General features: G+C 64.9%; 18 protein-coding genes. 7 read left to right on the forward strand and 11 right to left on the reverse strand.

Annotation, left to right across the window (positions count from 1 at the left end; all coding sequences use genetic code 11):
• Nucleotides 1-267: a hypothetical protein gene (locus tag EN990_RS27290; protein ID WP_127365963.1), complete on the reverse strand. Its 267-nt coding sequence runs from the start codon at nt 265-267 to the stop codon at nt 1-3.
• A 130-nt stretch (nt 268-397) separates the two neighbouring features.
• On the opposite strand from EN990_RS27290, the gene gcvA reads away from it, so the two are divergent.
• Complete coding sequence (gene gcvA / locus EN990_RS27295) at nt 398-1,333, forward strand: transcriptional regulator GcvA (RefSeq protein ID WP_127365962.1); 936 nt, start codon at nt 398-400, stop codon at nt 1,331-1,333.
• A gap of 114 nt (nt 1,334-1,447) precedes the next feature.
• Here the strand turns inward: gcvA and EN990_RS27300 are convergent, their stop codons facing one another.
• The 6 genes from EN990_RS27300 to tsaD are packed head-to-tail and all read right to left on the reverse strand — an operon-like array spanning nt 1,448 to nt 5,466.
• Nucleotides 1,448-1,864 (reverse strand): DUF1761 domain-containing protein, encoded by a 417-nt coding sequence (locus EN990_RS27300; protein WP_063173342.1) that lies wholly within the window; start codon nt 1,862-1,864, stop codon nt 1,448-1,450.
• Between the two features lie 52 nt (nt 1,865-1,916).
• Nucleotides 1,917-2,615 (reverse strand): methyltransferase, encoded by a 699-nt coding sequence (locus EN990_RS27305; RefSeq protein WP_206519223.1) that lies wholly within the window; start codon nt 2,613-2,615, stop codon nt 1,917-1,919.
• A complete protein-coding gene (locus EN990_RS27310; RefSeq protein ID WP_063173341.1) occupies nt 2,570-2,995 on the reverse strand; it encodes an EVE domain-containing protein in 426 nt (141 codons plus the stop codon). Before EN990_RS27310 ends, EN990_RS27305 begins: the two co-directional genes overlap by 46 nt.
• Before the next feature lie 38 nt (nt 2,996-3,033).
• A complete protein-coding gene (locus EN990_RS27315; RefSeq protein WP_013528905.1) occupies nt 3,034-3,330 on the reverse strand; it encodes a YciI-like protein in 297 nt (98 codons plus the stop codon).
• 31 nt (nt 3,331-3,361) lie between these two features.
• Complete coding sequence (locus EN990_RS27320; RefSeq protein ID WP_127365960.1) at nt 3,362-4,384, reverse strand: NAD(P)H-dependent glycerol-3-phosphate dehydrogenase; 1,023 nt, start codon at nt 4,382-4,384, stop codon at nt 3,362-3,364.
• Nucleotides 4,381-5,466, reverse strand: a complete 1,086-nt coding sequence (gene tsaD / locus EN990_RS27325; protein WP_198327618.1) for a tRNA (adenosine(37)-N6)-threonylcarbamoyltransferase complex transferase subunit TsaD — start codon at nt 5,464-5,466, stop codon at nt 4,381-4,383. The genes EN990_RS27320 and tsaD overlap by 4 nt, the downstream gene beginning before the upstream one ends.
• Before the next feature lie 101 nt (nt 5,467-5,567).
• On the opposite strand from tsaD, the gene hemC reads away from it, so the two are divergent.
• The 6 genes from hemC to EN990_RS27355 all read left to right on the forward strand — a co-directional run bounded on the left by hemC (nt 5,568) and on the right by EN990_RS27355 (nt 11,654).
• Nucleotides 5,568-6,494 (forward strand): hydroxymethylbilane synthase, encoded by a 927-nt coding sequence (hemC, locus tag EN990_RS27330; RefSeq protein WP_127388435.1) that lies wholly within the window; start codon nt 5,568-5,570, stop codon nt 6,492-6,494.
• 1 nt (nt 6,495) lies between these two features.
• Nucleotides 6,496-7,212, forward strand: coding sequence for a uroporphyrinogen-III synthase (locus EN990_RS27335; RefSeq protein WP_127370144.1), 717 nt, complete (start codon nt 6,496-6,498; stop codon nt 7,210-7,212).
• Nucleotides 7,213-7,321: 109 nt separating this feature from the next.
• Nucleotides 7,322-8,794 (forward strand): COG4223 family protein, encoded by a 1,473-nt coding sequence (locus EN990_RS27340; RefSeq protein ID WP_127388436.1) that lies wholly within the window; start codon nt 7,322-7,324, stop codon nt 8,792-8,794.
• A 10-nt stretch (nt 8,795-8,804) separates the two neighbouring features.
• Nucleotides 8,805-10,409: a heme biosynthesis protein HemY gene (locus tag EN990_RS27345; protein WP_063173337.1), complete on the forward strand. Its 1,605-nt coding sequence runs from the start codon at nt 8,805-8,807 to the stop codon at nt 10,407-10,409.
• A gap of 36 nt (nt 10,410-10,445) precedes the next feature.
• Nucleotides 10,446-10,925 (forward strand): TerB family tellurite resistance protein, encoded by a 480-nt coding sequence (locus tag EN990_RS27350; protein ID WP_013528912.1) that lies wholly within the window; start codon nt 10,446-10,448, stop codon nt 10,923-10,925.
• A 15-nt stretch (nt 10,926-10,940) separates the two neighbouring features.
• Nucleotides 10,941-11,654 (forward strand): glutamine amidotransferase, encoded by a 714-nt coding sequence (locus tag EN990_RS27355; protein WP_013528913.1) that lies wholly within the window; start codon nt 10,941-10,943, stop codon nt 11,652-11,654.
• Nucleotides 11,655-11,754: 100 nt separating this feature from the next.
• On the opposite strand, the gene EN990_RS27365 is transcribed toward EN990_RS27355, so the two are convergent.
• The 4 genes from EN990_RS27365 to EN990_RS27385 form a co-directional block, all read right to left on the reverse strand.
• A complete protein-coding gene (locus tag EN990_RS27365; RefSeq protein WP_024503037.1) occupies nt 11,755-12,063 on the reverse strand; it encodes an NIPSNAP family protein in 309 nt (102 codons plus the stop codon).
• A gap of 51 nt (nt 12,064-12,114) precedes the next feature.
• Nucleotides 12,115-13,353 (reverse strand): MFS transporter, encoded by a 1,239-nt coding sequence (locus EN990_RS27370; protein WP_013528915.1) that lies wholly within the window; start codon nt 13,351-13,353, stop codon nt 12,115-12,117.
• Between the two features lie 162 nt (nt 13,354-13,515).
• A complete protein-coding gene (locus EN990_RS27375; RefSeq protein ID WP_127368657.1) occupies nt 13,516-14,616 on the reverse strand; it encodes a pyridoxal phosphate-dependent aminotransferase in 1,101 nt (366 codons plus the stop codon).
• 224 nt (nt 14,617-14,840) lie between these two features.
• Nucleotides 14,841-15,302, reverse strand: a complete 462-nt coding sequence (locus tag EN990_RS27385; RefSeq protein ID WP_013528917.1) for a MucR family transcriptional regulator — start codon at nt 15,300-15,302, stop codon at nt 14,841-14,843.
• Nucleotides 15,303-15,356 lie beyond the last annotated feature (54 nt).

Consider the following 15,356-nt stretch of genomic DNA (forward strand, 5'->3'; position numbering starts at 1 on the left):
CTATTCCCCTATTCCCCTACGGCCAGGTCTCTGCCAACCGATGTCGAGCAGGCCCAGCCGGCCAAGCTCCTTGTCCATTGCGCGAGCGACATCACGGCGCACGCCGCCGATATCGCGCAGTTGGCGGTCGGAGAGATCCTCGACGTTCTGGTAGGCAGTATCGCGGCGGGGGAGGCGTATCGCGACCCGGGCGTGACGCAACCAGTCGAGGGTTTCGGCCAGCCAGTTCGGACGATGTGCGGACGAATTCAAAACGATGATGGACATGGTGTGCTCCGTTCTCCCCGAATATCAAATCCGGCTTGATGATGTTTCGATGGACAGATCATGCCAGATTGAAATCTCTGTAGGAAACGAGTAGTTTTCTCTCGATCATCAAGTTTTCTTTGAGGATAGGATGGCTCGTCTTCTGCCTGGGACTCGTGCCTTGAGGACGCTGGAGGCGGCGGCCCGGCACCTCAATTTCACCCGTGCCGCCGACGAGCTTGGGCTGACACCGGCCGCCGTCAGCCATCAGATCAAGGAAATCGAGGATCAGCTCGGGCTGGTGCTGTTCACGCGCACCAGCCGCACCATCCGGCTCACCGAGGCGGGAACGGTGCTGTTCGACGCCTCGGCGGACGCGCTCGACCTGCTTGGCCGGGCTGTTTCGCGGGCGCAAAAGCTGACGCGCGGCACCGCTCTCTTGAAGGTAACGCTCGACGCGCAGTTCGCGTCAAAATGGCTGATGCGACGCGTCGACGATTTTCGCAAGCGTCACACCGATATCGAATTGCGATTCGACATCGCCTATGAAGTGCGGGATTTCGAACTTGACGACATCGATGTCGGCATCCGTTTTGGCGCCGGCAAATATCCGGGCCTTCGCACCCACCGGCTGTTCGACAACATCCTCATTCCGGTGTGCAGCCCGAGCCTCTTGACGTCCGGTCCGCCGCTGCGCGAGCCGCGCGACCTGTTCAATCACACGCTTGCGCATATCGAATGGTCGCGGCAAGGCGTGACGTGGCCGAACTGGCGGATGTGGATGGCGGCGGCCGGCATCAATGATTTCGACGACAGCCGGACAGTCGTGTTCGGAAATTCCACGGATGCCGTCCAGGCTGCGCTCGACGGCAATGCCGTTGCGCTCGCCGATTTCGCCATGGTGGCGAACGACCTTTCCCAGGGCAGGCTGGTGCAGCCTTTCGAACTCGGCCTGCGGGTGGCGCCCGAGTTCGCCTATTTCCTGGTCTATCCCGAAAATACCGCCGACGATCCACGCATCGTCGCCTTTCGCGAATGGATGCTAGAGGAAGTCGCCAAGACGCGGACCACGGATAAAGGGCAGTAGGGCAGTAGGGCAGTAGGGCAGTAGGGCAGTAGGGCAGTAGGGCAGTAGGGATAGGCGTCGGTGCCGTCTGCCCCCTATTCCCCTACTGCCTTACTGCCCTACTCCCTTCTTGACTCAGCTTGCCACCGCGCCGAACCAGCCGATCACGGCGCCGATGATCAGCAGCACGCCGAGCCAGTGGCCGCCGTCGATGAGGGTCAGGTCCCAGCCGAAATTCTCGTAGCGATGGTTGACCGAGAGCGTCGTGGCGACGAAACCCAGCCAGAGCACGAAGCCGAAGACAAGTCCGGCGAGCCATGTCGGCTCGCCGCCGGTCATCGCGCCGACGACCAGGGCCATTATGGTGGCCATGACCAGTTCGGCGATGAAGCTGACGACGAAGGGCAGCGGCGACTTCTTCATCGTGGCCGGATCGAGCTTGGCGGCCTTCAGCCACGGCTTGCTCAGGCTCATGTACCAGGCGGCGCCGAACAGCCACGCCACGATCGCGGCAGCGACCACCGCCAGCCAGTTCACTGCTGAAAAATCCATGAGCTCCCCCCCTCTGATCTGGATGTTATGGAACGCCTGTTCGGCGATCGCGTCAAGCGAACCGCCAGACGGTCGTGCGCTTGACCAGCGCATCCTCCAGCGCCCGCGTGACGGCCACTTCATAGACCGCAAGCGGCTCCAGCCCTGTCTTCGGCAGATACGACCGGCCGGGATCGCCGACAAGGATTTCGGCGCCGCGCGCCTTCAGCGTTGCGAACCATGGCACCAGCCGGTCAGCGAAAGATTTGTCATAGAAAACATCACCGGCCAGGACCACGTCCCAACCTGCATCGGTGCCGATGCAATCCGTGCCGAGGAATTTGGTCCCGATACCGTTGATCTCGCTGTTGAGCCGGATCGCGGTGGCGCAGAACGGATCGATGTCGGAGGCGATCACCTTGGCGGCACCGGCCTTGGCAGCGGCGATGGCGACAAGGCCGGAGCCGGAAGCAAAGTCGAGCACGTGCTTGCCACGCACCGTGCCGGAATTGTCCAGGACATAGCGGGCAAGGCCCTGGCCGCCGGCCCAGGCGAAAGCCCAGAAGGGCGGCGGCAGGCCGATTTCGACCAGCTCTTCCTCGGTCCGCTGCCACAGGTCATGCGCTTCGTCGGCAAGATGAAGCAGGATCTCCGGCACGTGCGGCGGCGCCATCAGCGCCGTGTTGTCGAGAATGAACTGTTTGGCACTGTTGGGCGTGAGCGCCGTCACGGAGCCGGCGTCAAGCCGCCCATGCGGCAGACTTCCTTCCATTCGGCCGGCGTCACCGGCTGCACGGAAAGCCGTCCGAGCCGCACCAGCGCCATGTCGGCAAGCCTGGGATTGGCCTTCACCTGTTCCAGCGTCGGCGGGTTCGGTACGTCCCTTACGGCGCGGATGTCGACGCATTCCCAGCGCGGATCGTCGGACGTGGTGTCGGGATGGGCAAGCGCGCAGACTTCAGCGATGCCGACGATGTTCAGCCCCTCGTTGGAGTGGTAGAAGAAGCCGAGATCGCCGATCTGCATCGCCTTCATGTTGTTGCGCGCCGCGTAGTTGCGCACGCCGTCCCATTGCGTGCCGGCCTTGCCCTTGGCCTTCAGCATCTCGAAGGAGAACTTGAATGGCTCGGATTTGAACAGCCAGTAGTTCATGTCTTTCTCCTCCTTGGAGTCGCGCTGGCGACCGGGATTTAACTAGCCGCCGGCTTGTTGAACGTCCAGTTCCACGGGCGGATTTCGACGCTTTCGAACAGCCCGGCCTTGGCGTAGGGGTCGGCGGCCGACAGAGCCTGGGCGCCAGCCAGGTCGGGCGCTTCGACGACCACGAGGCTGCCATTGGACTTGCCTTCAGTGTCAAGGAACGGACCGGCGAATGCCAGCTTCTTGTCGCCGTTCAACCCCTCGAGAAAGGCAACATGCTCGGGCCGCGTGTCGAGGCGCACCTGCAGGCTTCCGGGCTTGTCCTTGCAAATCACAGCAAACAGCATTTTTTCTCCTGATCGTTCAAAGTCGTGGGGATCAATCGTTGGTTTCGGTCTTCAGCGGCCGGGTCATCAACGCCGTCACGGCCTGCCGGACGGTGATGGTGCCATCCAGTATGGCGGCGACGGCGGCAATGATCGGCGCGTCGATGTTGCGCTCGGTCGCAATGCGGGCTGCGATCGCCGCCGTCGGCACGCCTTCTGCCAGCGGCAATCCGGCAAGTGGCTTGCCTTGCCCGAGCGCCAACCCATAGGCGAAATTGCGCGACTGGGTGGACGAGCAGGTCAGCAGCAGGTCGCCAAGGCCGGAAAGCCCCATCAGCGTTTCGGGCCTGGCGCCGAAGGCAGCGCCGATGCGGCGCAATTCGACAAAGCCGCGCGTCACCATGGCGGCCTGGGCGCTGGCGCCGAGACCCGCCCCGGTGACGGCACCTGCGGCAATGGCAAAGACGTTCTTCAAGGCGCCGCCGATCTCGACGCCGATCAGGTCGTCGTTCGAATAGCAGCGCAGGTTTTCGGCGGAAAAGCGGGCGGCGAGATCGGCGGCCAACACCTCGTCGCGGGCGGCGACCACAACGGCCGTCGGCAGGCCGCGGGCGACGTCGTTGGCGAAGCTCGGGCCCGACAAAACGGCAACCGGATTGAGCGGCAGGATTTCTTCGACAATCGCCGATAGCAACGCGCCAGTCTCGCTTTCGATGCCCTTGGCGCACAGAACCAGCGGGATACCGGCCGGCATATGGTCCTTCGCGGCCGCCAGCGTCGCCCGCAGCGACTGCGCCGGCGTCACCGCCAGCACGCAATCGGCACCGTCGAGCGTGGCCTGGATGTTGCTCGTCGCCACGATGCCGGGCTGGAGCGTAATGCCCGGCAGGTAGCGTGGATTTTCGCCGCGGTCGATCGCGGCGACGGTCTCCGGATCGCGCGCGTAAAGGCGGACGAAATGGCCGGCGCGCAGCATGGCCAAGGCCAAGGCAGTGCCCCAGGCGCCGCCGCCGAGCACGGCAACGCGCCAGCCGCTTGGCGCGGTGACGTTGCCGCTCATTGCCACCTCGTTCATGCCTTGGCTCCGCGCCGGCCGGAGCCGACCATCGGCGCCGAGATGCTGTCCAGCGGCCAGCGCGAGCGCGGCACGAAATCGAAGCCGTTCTCTTGCGCCATGCCCTCGCGCAGCCGCTCGATGCCGGCCCAGGCGATCATCGCCGCATTGTCGGTGCAAAGTTTCAGTGGCGGCGCAATGAAGGTGAAGCCGGTCTCGGCGCAGAGCCGCTCCAGCATGGTCTTGATCGTGCGGTTGGCGGCGACACCACCGGCAACGACGAGGGCTGGGTTCCTGGTGCCGGGAAATGTCTCGCGAAAGCGCGTCAGCGCGCGAGAAACACGGTCGGCCAGAGCATCGGCTACGGCCCCCTGGAACGAGGCGCAGATGTCGGCGACGTCCTGGTCGCTCAGCGGCGCAATGGCGCTCGCCGCCTGGCGCACGGCGGTCTTGAGGCCGGAGAAGGAGAAGTCGGGCTGGGCCGAGCCCTTCATCGGACGCGGAAAGGCAAAGCGCGAGGCGTTGCCGGCCTGTGCCGCCTTTTCGACATTCGGTCCGCCGGGATAGGGCAGGCCGAGCATCTTGGCCGTCTTGTCGAAGGCTTCGCCGAGCGCGTCGTCGATAGTCGTTGCCCAGCGCTGGTAGTCGCCGACACCCCGCACGGCGACGATTTGCGTATGGCCGCCGGAGACCAGCAGCAAGAGATAGGGAAAGTCGAGCCCGTCGGTCAGCCTTGCGGTCAGCGCATGGCCTTCGAGGTGGTTGATGGCGATCAGCGGCTTGTTCGCCGCCGCGGCGATTGCCTTGGCGGTCATCAGCCCGACGATCAGCCCGCCGACCAGGCCGGGGCCGGCGGTGGCGGCAATCGCGTCGATATCGGCTAGCGCCGTGCCCGAATCGGCAAGCGCCGCCTCGATGATGCCGTCCAGCGCCTCGACATGGGCGCGCGCGGCGATTTCCGGCACGACGCCGCCGAAAGCGGCATGCTCCTCGATCTGGCTGAGCACGATGTTGGACAGGATTTTTGGCGCGGCGTCGCCGTCGATGGCCACCACGCTGGCGGCGGTCTCGTCACAACTCGTCTCTATGCCCAGCACGCGGATCAATTCGTCGCTGTCCCTAAAGATTGTATCATGGGGCTTTCCCCGTTAGGAGAACCCCGGAAAAGCCTCGCTTGCCGGGGGGTTATCACGGACTGCGCGCCATGCAAACAATCTTGAGAATCGGAACACGCGGCAGCCCGCTGGCGCTGGCGCAGGCGCATGAAACGCAGGCGCGGCTGATGGCCGCGCATGGCATGCCGGCGGAGGCGTTCGAGGTGGTCGTCATCTCGACCAGCGGCGACCGCATTCAGGACCGGCCGCTGTCGGAAGCCGGCGGCAAGGGCCTGTTCACCAAGGAGATTGAGGAGGCGCTGCTGGCCGGCCGGATCGACATCGCCGTGCATTCGTCGAAAGACATGCCGACGCAACTGCCCGACGGCCTCGAACTGTCGGCCTTCCTGCCGCGCGAGGACGCACGCGACGCCTTTGTCGGCAAAGCGGCGAAGACGATCGCCGAACTGCCGCGCGGGGCGAAAGTCGGCTCGTCGTCGCTGCGGCGGCAAGCGCTGATCCGCCGGATGCGGCCGGATCTCGACGTGGTGATGTTCCGCGGCAATGTGCAGACGCGGCTGCGCAAGCTCGACGAAGGCGTCGCCGCCGGCACGATCCTGGCCTATGCCGGGCTGAAGCGGCTTGGGCTCGAGCATGTCGTCACCGACCTGATACCGCTCGATGTCTTCCCGCCGGCGCCGGGGCAAGGCGCGATCGGCATCGAAACTCGTATCGGCGACCGCGAGGTCGAAAAGATGCTGGCGGCCGTTCATGATGTGCCGACCGGCCAGGCGTTGGCCTGCGAGCGTGCCTTCCTAGCGGCGCTCGATGGCTCCTGCCGCACGCCGATCGCCGGCTATGCGGCGATCGAGGCCGGAAAGCTGTCTTTTGCCGGGCTGATCATCTCGCCCGACGGCACACAGTCACACACGGTCGAGCTGCAGGGATCGGCGCAAGACGCCGCCCGCATCGGCGGCGAAGCGGCCCGGAGCGTGCGCGCCAGGGCCGGCGAAAAGTTCTTCGACGGCTGGCTCTGAAATGCTTCGCGTCCTGGTGACCAGGCCGGAACCGGGTGCTTCGCGCACAGCGCATCGGCTGGAGGAGGCAGGTTTTCAGCCGGTTCTTTTGCCCCTGACCGAAACAAAGGCGTTGCCCGCCGCTGCCGGACTGATCCCGGACGATGCCGTCGCGGTGGCCGTCACAAGCGCCAATGCCATGCGCCATGCGCCGGAAGAAATCATCGCGACGCTCGCCGCCTTGCCTTGTCATGCCGTCGGTAGGCGGACTGCGGAAGCTGCCCGCAAAGCGGGGTTTTTGTCGGTCAGTGAAGGCCCGGGCGATGCCGAGGCGCTGGCCGACGTTCTCGCTGCCGATTTTTCTGGAAAGACGATTGTCTACCTGTGTGGGCGCGTGCGGTTTCCGGCGTTCGAACAGAGGCTCGGGACGGCGGGCGTTCGGGTCCACGCCGTCGAGACCTATGACACGCTGACAGTGGGTTATCCGGACGAAGTCACCCTCGAACGCCTGTCGGGGCAACCTGCCGACGCGGTATTGCTCTATTCAGCCAAGGCGGCGGCGGCGATGCAGATGTTGGCAAGACGGCCCGCTCTGCGCGGTCTCTTCGAAAAAACATGGGTTTTTGCGCTTTCCGCTCGCATCGCCGCAGCCTTCGACGATGCCACCGGCGAAAGGATCCGCATTGCCGCGCAACCTGACGAGGAGGCATTGCTGGCGCTTTTGCAGGCGCCGCGCTGAGCCGCGTCATCACACCGCCCCTTTTCACCGCTTGGTGATGTGCTAGACCCTTTCTGAACCATCATGCGCCGCCAGGCGTTGAGACGAAGCGAATGTGCGGAGCCCAGGCATGGTCAAGACGCCGAAGATGCGACACTCGAAAAGCCGCCGCGAGCCGGTGACCATCGATCTCGAGCCGGGCGCCGTCTCACGCATCGCCGACGAGGACGCCGCCACGCAGGGGGCGCAGACCGACGAGGCGAAGGCCGAGGAAGCAGCGAACGCTTCGCAGCCCGAGGTTCCCGAAGAGCCGGTTCATGCCGACCAGACCGATCTTGAGCCCTGGGAGCATGCCGATGGCGCCGCAGGTGCGGAAGGGCAAGCGCCGGCGGATGGCGGAGCCAAAGCCGCCGAGCCAGAGCTCCCTTATCCCGGTTCGGATGCGCCGCCCAACCGCGCCAAAACCTTCGACTACGGTTTCGACGACGCGTCGGCAGCGCAGACCGACGGCAACAAGGCAAAACCCGAGACACGGGACGAGAAAATGGCGCCAGCCCCTGAAAAGCGTGGCGGCCTCAACGGCATCGCCGCCGGCATCATCGGCGGCGTCATCGCGCTGGTCGGCGCCGGCGGGCTGCAATTTGCCGGCCTGCTCGGCGCGCCGGGTTCCGGTGCCGGCGTCTCGCTCGATGGCGTCAATGGCGACATCGCCTCGCTGAAGACCGAAATCGCCGGCTTGAAGGACGCCGGCGGCAATGGCGATGCAGCGGCGAAGATGGTCGGGCTGTCCTCGGGCCTGGAGCAGGTCAAGGCCGATGTCGCGGCGCTGAAATCGGCTGTCGAGAAAGGTGGAGCAGGCGACGCGGCCGGCGTCACCGCACTGGGCGACAAGGTCGCGCAGATCGAGACGGCGGTCGCCGCCCTCGGCAAGGCGGGCAGCTCGGCGCCGGTCGATCTTGGTCCGCTCACCGAAAAACTGGCAGGCCTCGACGCGCAGGTGAAGTCGGCCGGCGAGGCGGCGACCGCGCAGGATGGCCGGCTGAAAGCGCTGGAGCAGTCTGTGTCGCAGCTGTCCGGCAAGGTCGAGGCGGCGGCGGGACAGCCGAAGATCGCGCTTGCCATCGCGGCTTCGGCCTTGAAGGCGGCGCTTGAGCGTGGCGGGCCGTTTTCGGCCGAACTCGAAACCCTCGCCGCGATTTCGCCTGATGCGCCGCAGCTTGCGGCACTGCGCCCCTATGCCGAAAAGGGCGTTCCAACCCGCGCCGAGATCGCATCGCAGGCTGATGCCGCCGCCAATGCCATGGTCACGGCGGCAACGCCTGTCGATGAGAATGCCGGCTTCGTTCAGAGCCTTCTGTCGAGCGCGCAATCGCTGGTCAAGGTCAGGCCGATCGGCGCCGTCGAAGGCGCCGGCGCACCGGAAACCGTCGCGCGCATGGAGGCGGCGGTCAACCAGGGCGACTACGCCAAGGCACTCAGCGAGTATGAAACGCTGCCCGAGGCCGCCAAGGCCGCGGGCGCCGACTTTGCCGGCAAGCTGAAGGCGCGCATCGAGGTCGAAACCCAGGTCGATGCGCTGATCTCGGGCGCGATGAAGGCATGAGGGCAACACAATGATCCGCCTGCTCGCCTTCCTCATCGTCGTTTTCGCGCTCGGGTTGGGCTTTGCCTGGCTGGCCGACCGGCCGGGCGACATGGTCGTCACTTTCAACGGCTATCAATACCAGGTCAGCCTGATGGTGGCGGCGGTGGCTGTCGTTGCCGTGGTCGCTGCGGTGATGATCCTGTGGTGGCTGCTCAAGGCGCTGTGGAACAGCCCTTACACCATCTCGCGCTATTTCCGTGTCCGCCGCCGCGATCGTGGCTATCAGGCGCTGTCGACCGGCATGATTGCCGCCGGCGCCGGTGATGGCGCGCTGGCCCGCAAGAAGACCAAGGAAGCCGCCAAGCTGATCCGTTCCGACCAGGAGCCGCTGATCCACCTGCTCGAAGCGCAGGCGTCGCTGCTCGAAGGCGATCATGAAGGCGCGCGGCAGAAATTCGAGAGCATGCTCGACGATCCCGAAATGCGGCTGCTGGGTTTGCGCGGGCTTTATCTGGAAGCCGAACGGCTCGGCGACCGCAACGCCGCCAGGCATTATGCCGGCCGCGCCGCCGCTGTGGCGCCGCAACTGGCCTGGGCGGCGGAATCGACGCTGGAAGAGCTGACCGCGCGCGGCGACTGGGACGGCGCCCTGAAACTCGTCGACGCGCAGAAAGCGACACGGCAGATCGAACGCGATGCCGCCAACCGCCGCCGCGCCGTGCTGCTGACCGCCAAGGCGCAGGCGCTTGCCGACAGCGATCCCGCCGCCGCCAGGACGGCCGCGATCGAGGCGAACAAGCTCAGGCCCGATTTCGCGCCTGCCGCCGTGGCCGCCGCGGCCGCACTGTTCAAGCAGAACGATGTGCGCAAGGGCTCGAAGATACTCGAGGCGGCGTGGAAGGCCGAGCCGCATCCGGAGATCGCCGAGCTCTATACCCATGCAAGGCCGGGCGACGCGGTGCTCGACCGCCTCAACCGGGCGAAGAAGCTGCAGGAGATGAAGAAGAACCACGCCGAATCGTCGATGACGGTGGCGCGCGCCGCGCTCGACGCGCAGGATTTCGCGACCGCCCGCCGCGAGGCCGAGGCGGCGATCCGGATGGACCGTCGCGAGGGCGCCTATCTGCTGCTCGCCGACATCGAGGAGGCCGAGACCGGCGATCAGGGCAAAGTTCGGCAGCTGTTGTCCAGGGCGCTGCGGGCGCCGCGCGATCCGGCCTGGGTCGCAGACGGCGTGGTATCGGAACGCTGGGCTCCGGTATCGCCGATCACCGGCCGGCTCGACGCCTTCGAGTGGCGCGCGCCGATGGAGCGTCTTGGCCAGTTGATCGACAGCCATGATGACGCGCCAGCGGGTGCGGCACCGGTTATTGAAGCATTGGCAAAGCCGACGAGCGAAAAAAGGCCGATCGAAGTGATCGACGACGCCGGTGGCGAGACGTCGGCGGGCAAGCAAGCTGAAAGTCGCGAAGAAGATCATGTCAGGCCAATCACGGCAGCGGCCTTCGCCGCGGTGCCGAGCGATGCCGAAGGCGTCGAGCCGGCCGAGGAGCTTGCGCGGCTGCCGGACGATCCCGGCGTCGATCCGGACGAGGAAGCGGAGAAATCGCCGCGCCGGTTTCGGTTGTTTTGAGTTGGGCAGGCCGTCAGGCCGTTGGGGTATGGATCTATGTTTGAACGCGTTCTGTCGTTTCTCAGGGATTTGCCGGCCGGTGCCGGCACGCATGCCAGCACGGACGATCCGCGTGTCGCCGCCTCGGCGCTGCTCTACCATGTGATGAACGCCGATGGCGTGCGCCAGGATGTCGAGTGGGAGCGGTTCAAGGCGGTGCTGGCCGAGAGCTACTCGATCAGCGGCGCCGAACTCGAAGCGTTGGCCGCTGCCGGCGAGCGGGCCGACAACGAGGCGATCGATCTCTATGCCTTCACCAGCGTCCTGAAGCGCCATCTCGATGCCGATGCGCGCAAGGCCTTCATCGGCCTGATGTGGGAAATCGTCTATGCCGACGGCGAGTTGCACGAGCTCGAGGACAACACCGTCTGGCGCGTCGCCGAGCTGATCGGCGTCGAACGCCACGATCGCGTCGAGGCGCGCCGCAAGGCGGCGGCGCACGCGCCCGGCGCCACCGGAACATCGAGCGACGAATAGGATCTTCGCCTTCCCATGCCACGCCAAACGAGTTCGAAGCCAAAGATCCTGATCGTGCTGCATCAGGAGAGTTCGAGCCCGGGGCGTGTCGGCCATATGTTGCTGGAAGAAGGTTTCGATCTCGACATCCGCCGGCCGCCGCTTGGCGACGCCTTGCCCGAAACACTGGACGACCACGCCGGCACGGTGGTGTTCGGCGGCCCGATGAGCGCCAATGACGACGACGAGTTCGTCCGCCGCGAGACCAACTGGCTGGAAATACCGCTGAGGGAGAACCGGCCATGTCTCGGCATCTGTCTCGGCGCGCAGATGCTGGTCAACTGTCTCGGCGGCAAGGTCGAGGGTCATGGTGAAGGGCTGGTCGAGGTTGGCTGGTATCCCCTGAAGGCGACCGAAGCCGGCAAGCAACTGATGCACTGGCCGGAGATGGTCTACCAGTTCCACCGCGAGGGTTTTTCGCTGCCCAGGGACGCGACGCTGCTGGCGACGGCCGAAACCTATCCCAACCAGGCCTTCCGCTACGGCGACAATGCCTGGGGCATCCAGTTCCATGGCGAACTGACCAGGGTGATGATGCAGCGCTGGGTGGTGCGCGGCGCGCATCGCTTCGAATTGCCCGGTGCCCAGCCCGGCCGCGATCATCTCGGCGGCCGGCTGATCTGGGACATGCATCTCAAGCGCTGGCTGGACGAGTTTTTGCGGATGATCTTCGGCAAGCCGAGCAGATAGCTGAACCGTCGTCTGAACGGATTTCAGGCGACCCGCTTTAGGTCTTTGTCTTCATGCATGTCGTTCTCCCAAAACCGGGGCCACTTTTGGGCGACATGCATTAAGGTTCGAGCACCGGCCGCAGGAAGCTGCGCTCGTAGCTGAGAATGCTGCGATTGCGTTTTTCCATTTCGAACACTTCCTGGCATTCCGGGTCGGCAGCCATCCGTTTGCGATAGTCCTCGTAGTCGGCAAGGCTCGGGAAGCTGAACATGGCATAGGCGATGTTGCTCGCCCCTTCGCTTGGAAGGAAATAGCCGTGATGGTTTCCGCCGAGGCGGTTGACCAGAGCTATCCAGCGACGACCATAATCTTCGAACTCGGCAAGCTTGTAGGGGTCGATGACGTATTTCAGGTAGCAAGTGATCATGAGAGCTCCTGTGGCATGGGCTAGGCACGTCGGCTGTCAACCGTGGGAAGATCAGTTGCGCCCGTTGAGGTGGCGCACCTTGCGCAGTTGCGGAAACAGCACCACCCACAGGCCCGCGACGGCGATGGCGCCGATGCCGCCGATCACCACGGCCGGCACCGTGCCGATCAGTGCGGCCATCGTGCCGGCGCGGAATTCGCCGACCTCGTTGGAGGCGCCGACAAAGACCTGGTTAACGGCGTTGACGCGGCCGCGCACCTCGTCGGGCGTCCACAGCTGGATCAGCGTCTCCCTGATGTAGACGCTGAACATATCGGTGGCGCCAAGGAAGACCAATGCCACGATCGACAGCCAGGTGATGGTCGACAGGCCGAAAACCACGGTGAAGGCGCCGAACGAGGCTGCGGCGGCCAGCATGATCATGCCCGCGTGGTTGCGAAGTGGATGCCCGGCCAGCCAGATGGCGACGCAAATGGCGCCGATGCTGGGCGCCGAGCGCAGCAGGCCGAGGCCCCACGGGCCGAGCTGGAGGATGTCGCGCGCATAGACCGGCAGCAGCGCCGAGGCGCCGGACAGGAGCACGGCGAACAGATCGAGCGAGATGGCGCCGAGCACGATCTTCTCGCTCCAGATGTAGCTGAACCCGCCGAGCAGGTGCTGCATCGTCGGCTTGTCCGACTCGGTGCGCTGCGACGGCTTCGGGATGGTGAAGATCAGCAGCCCGGACACAAGCATCAGGACAGCGGCGGTTCCGTAGGCCGCTTCCGGCGACACGCCGTAGAGCAGGCCGCCGGCGACGGGTCCGACGATGGTCGCCGTCTGCCAGGCCGATGAATTCCAGGCGATGGCGTTGGCGAAATCCTGAGGCGGCACCAGATTGGCGAACAGCGAGGCCGAGGCCGGACCGAAGAAGGCGCGGGCGACGCCGAACATGGCAAGCACGCAGAAGATCGGCAGCGGCCCGCTGATGCCGCGCAGCGCCAGGAACAGCAGCGCCAGCGCGCACATCGCCTCCACCACGACCGCCAGCGCCATGATCAGGCGGCGGCCGAAGCGGTCGGCGACGACACCGGTGACCAGCACCAGAAGCAGCGACGGCAGGAATTGGACGATGCCGACCAGGCCGAGATCGAGCGGGTCGCGGGTCAAATCGTACATCTGCCAGCCGACCGCGACGGACACGATCATGGTGGCGAATGTGGTGAGGAAACGCGCCGCCCAATAACTCAGGAAGGAGCGGTGGCGGAACGCGGCATAGCGCTGGTCCGGTGATATCTGTTCGGCGGTCATGATTTAAGAGGCCCCTTTGCAGTGGCGTCAGCTGGCGGGGCACTTCCACGATGGGCGCTGGTCCGGCTGGCGGAACTTTTAGCTCAGTTCGCCGCGGATATGCGTCAAAATCAGTGCTGGATCAAGGAATTTTCAGCCCGTTCCATCGCCGGCACGCGGAAGTTACTGCCGCAGCGCGACGGAGATGGCGTCGAGGCCGCCGCGCAATTCGGCTTCCGTCGGCCAGCCGAAGCCGACGCGGAAGAAGCGTTTTTCCATCTCGAACCAGTGGCCGGGTCCGACATAGGTTCCATGGTTCTCCAGCAGGTTCGCATAGAACCGGTCGAGGTCGAAGCCGGGTTCGACATCGAGGCGCGGGAAGCCTACGACACCGCCTTCGGGCCTGATCCAGTCGACCAGCGGTTCGCGGTCGATCCAGGCCTGGACGATGTCGCGGCGCTTGGCCATTTCGGGCAGCAGTGTCGCCAGGAAGGCGTCCCGGCGCTCGAGCATGCCGCGGGCAATGCCTTCGTCGATGACGCTGCCGCAGATGCCAATCTGCTCCTTTGCGGCGAGGAATTTTTCCTGAAGCACCGCATCCCTGGTGATCAGCCAGCCGATGCGGATGCCGGGAATGCCGAAGGCCTTGGACAATGACGAGACGCTGATCGCCTTCGGGCTCAGTGAGGCAGCCGTCGGCAGCCGCCTGCCGTAGGAGAGGTCGCGATAGGTCTCGTCGACCAGCAGATGGCAGTCGCTGCTTTCGGCAAGCGCCACCAGCGCATCGAGCTCGGCTCGGCTCATCATCGTGCCGGTCGGGTTGTGCGGGCAGGTGACGCTGATCAGCTTCGTGTCCGGCCGAATCGCGGCCTTGACGCGTTCGACGTCGATGGCGAAGCCTTCCTCGAAGGCCAGGTCGACAAAGCTGATGGCGCAGCCGATCGCCCTTGGGGTTTCGATGTTGGTGGCGTAGTTGGGCCGGATGACGACGAGATGGTCGTTGGCCGACAAAAGCGAGGTCGAGATGATGAACAGCGCGCCGGCGGCACCGGCGGTGACCAGGACATCATCCGGCGAAATGCCGGCATCCTGCGCCGATATCAGTGCACGCAACTGCTTGTCGCCGCGATGCTCGCCATAGAAAAGCGTGAGATCGGGCAGCGACAGGCCGATGTCGGAGAGCTTCTGGTCGGCGATCGAGCTTTCGGAAAGATTGAAGCGGATACGGTCGTAGCCGTATTCTTCCGGCGCCTCTTTCTCGATCACCATCCTGGTGTAGTTCATGGCTCACTCCCCAAGAGCAGTTCACCGTTTCACGGAAACGGCGACCCGCTCTAACTCCTTGTTTTTACGCAATTCCGGACGGAAAACCGTTTCACACTTTTCCTGGAATTGCTCTAGGAACCCGTCCGGTCCATCCAAGCCATAAGAACATGAAGCCTGCCAAGGCGGATTCGCCGGCAGGCTTCTGTTCCAGTCGTCCTAACTGTTGGCTCAGGACTGAATGTTCAGGCCGAGGCCTTGGCCTTCCTGCCCTTGGCGGGCGCCTTGACGGGGGCGGCCTTGCGGCCGAGGCCGATCGACTTCGCCAGCAGCGAACGCGAGGCCGCGTAGTTGGGAGCGACCATCGGATAGTCCGACGGCAAGCCCCATTTGGCGCGATAGGCGTCCGGCGTCAGGCCGAAATGCACACCGATGTGACGCTTCAGCGATTTGAACTTCTTGCCGTCTTCGAGGCAGATGATGAAATCGGGCGTCACCGACTTCTTGGGATTGACCGCCGGGACCAGCGGGGCAGCCACCGGGACCGCAGGCTTGCCGAGCCCGCTTATCGAGGCGCTGACGCTGGCGATGAGGTCGGCCAGGCCGGAGGCAGGCAAGCGGTTCTTCTCGACGTAAGCGGACACGATGTGGGCGGTCAGCTCGAGCAGATCGATGTCTTTACGGGCACTGTTGCTATCGTCGGTCACTCTATTTCTCCGTCTACAGCGAATGACCTGAAAATCGGATTCGACTTCCGGAAA

Source organism: Mesorhizobium sp. M7A.F.Ca.US.005.03.1.1 (genome assembly GCF_003997975.1).
Lineage (GTDB): Bacteria > Pseudomonadota > Alphaproteobacteria > Rhizobiales > Rhizobiaceae > Mesorhizobium > Mesorhizobium ciceri.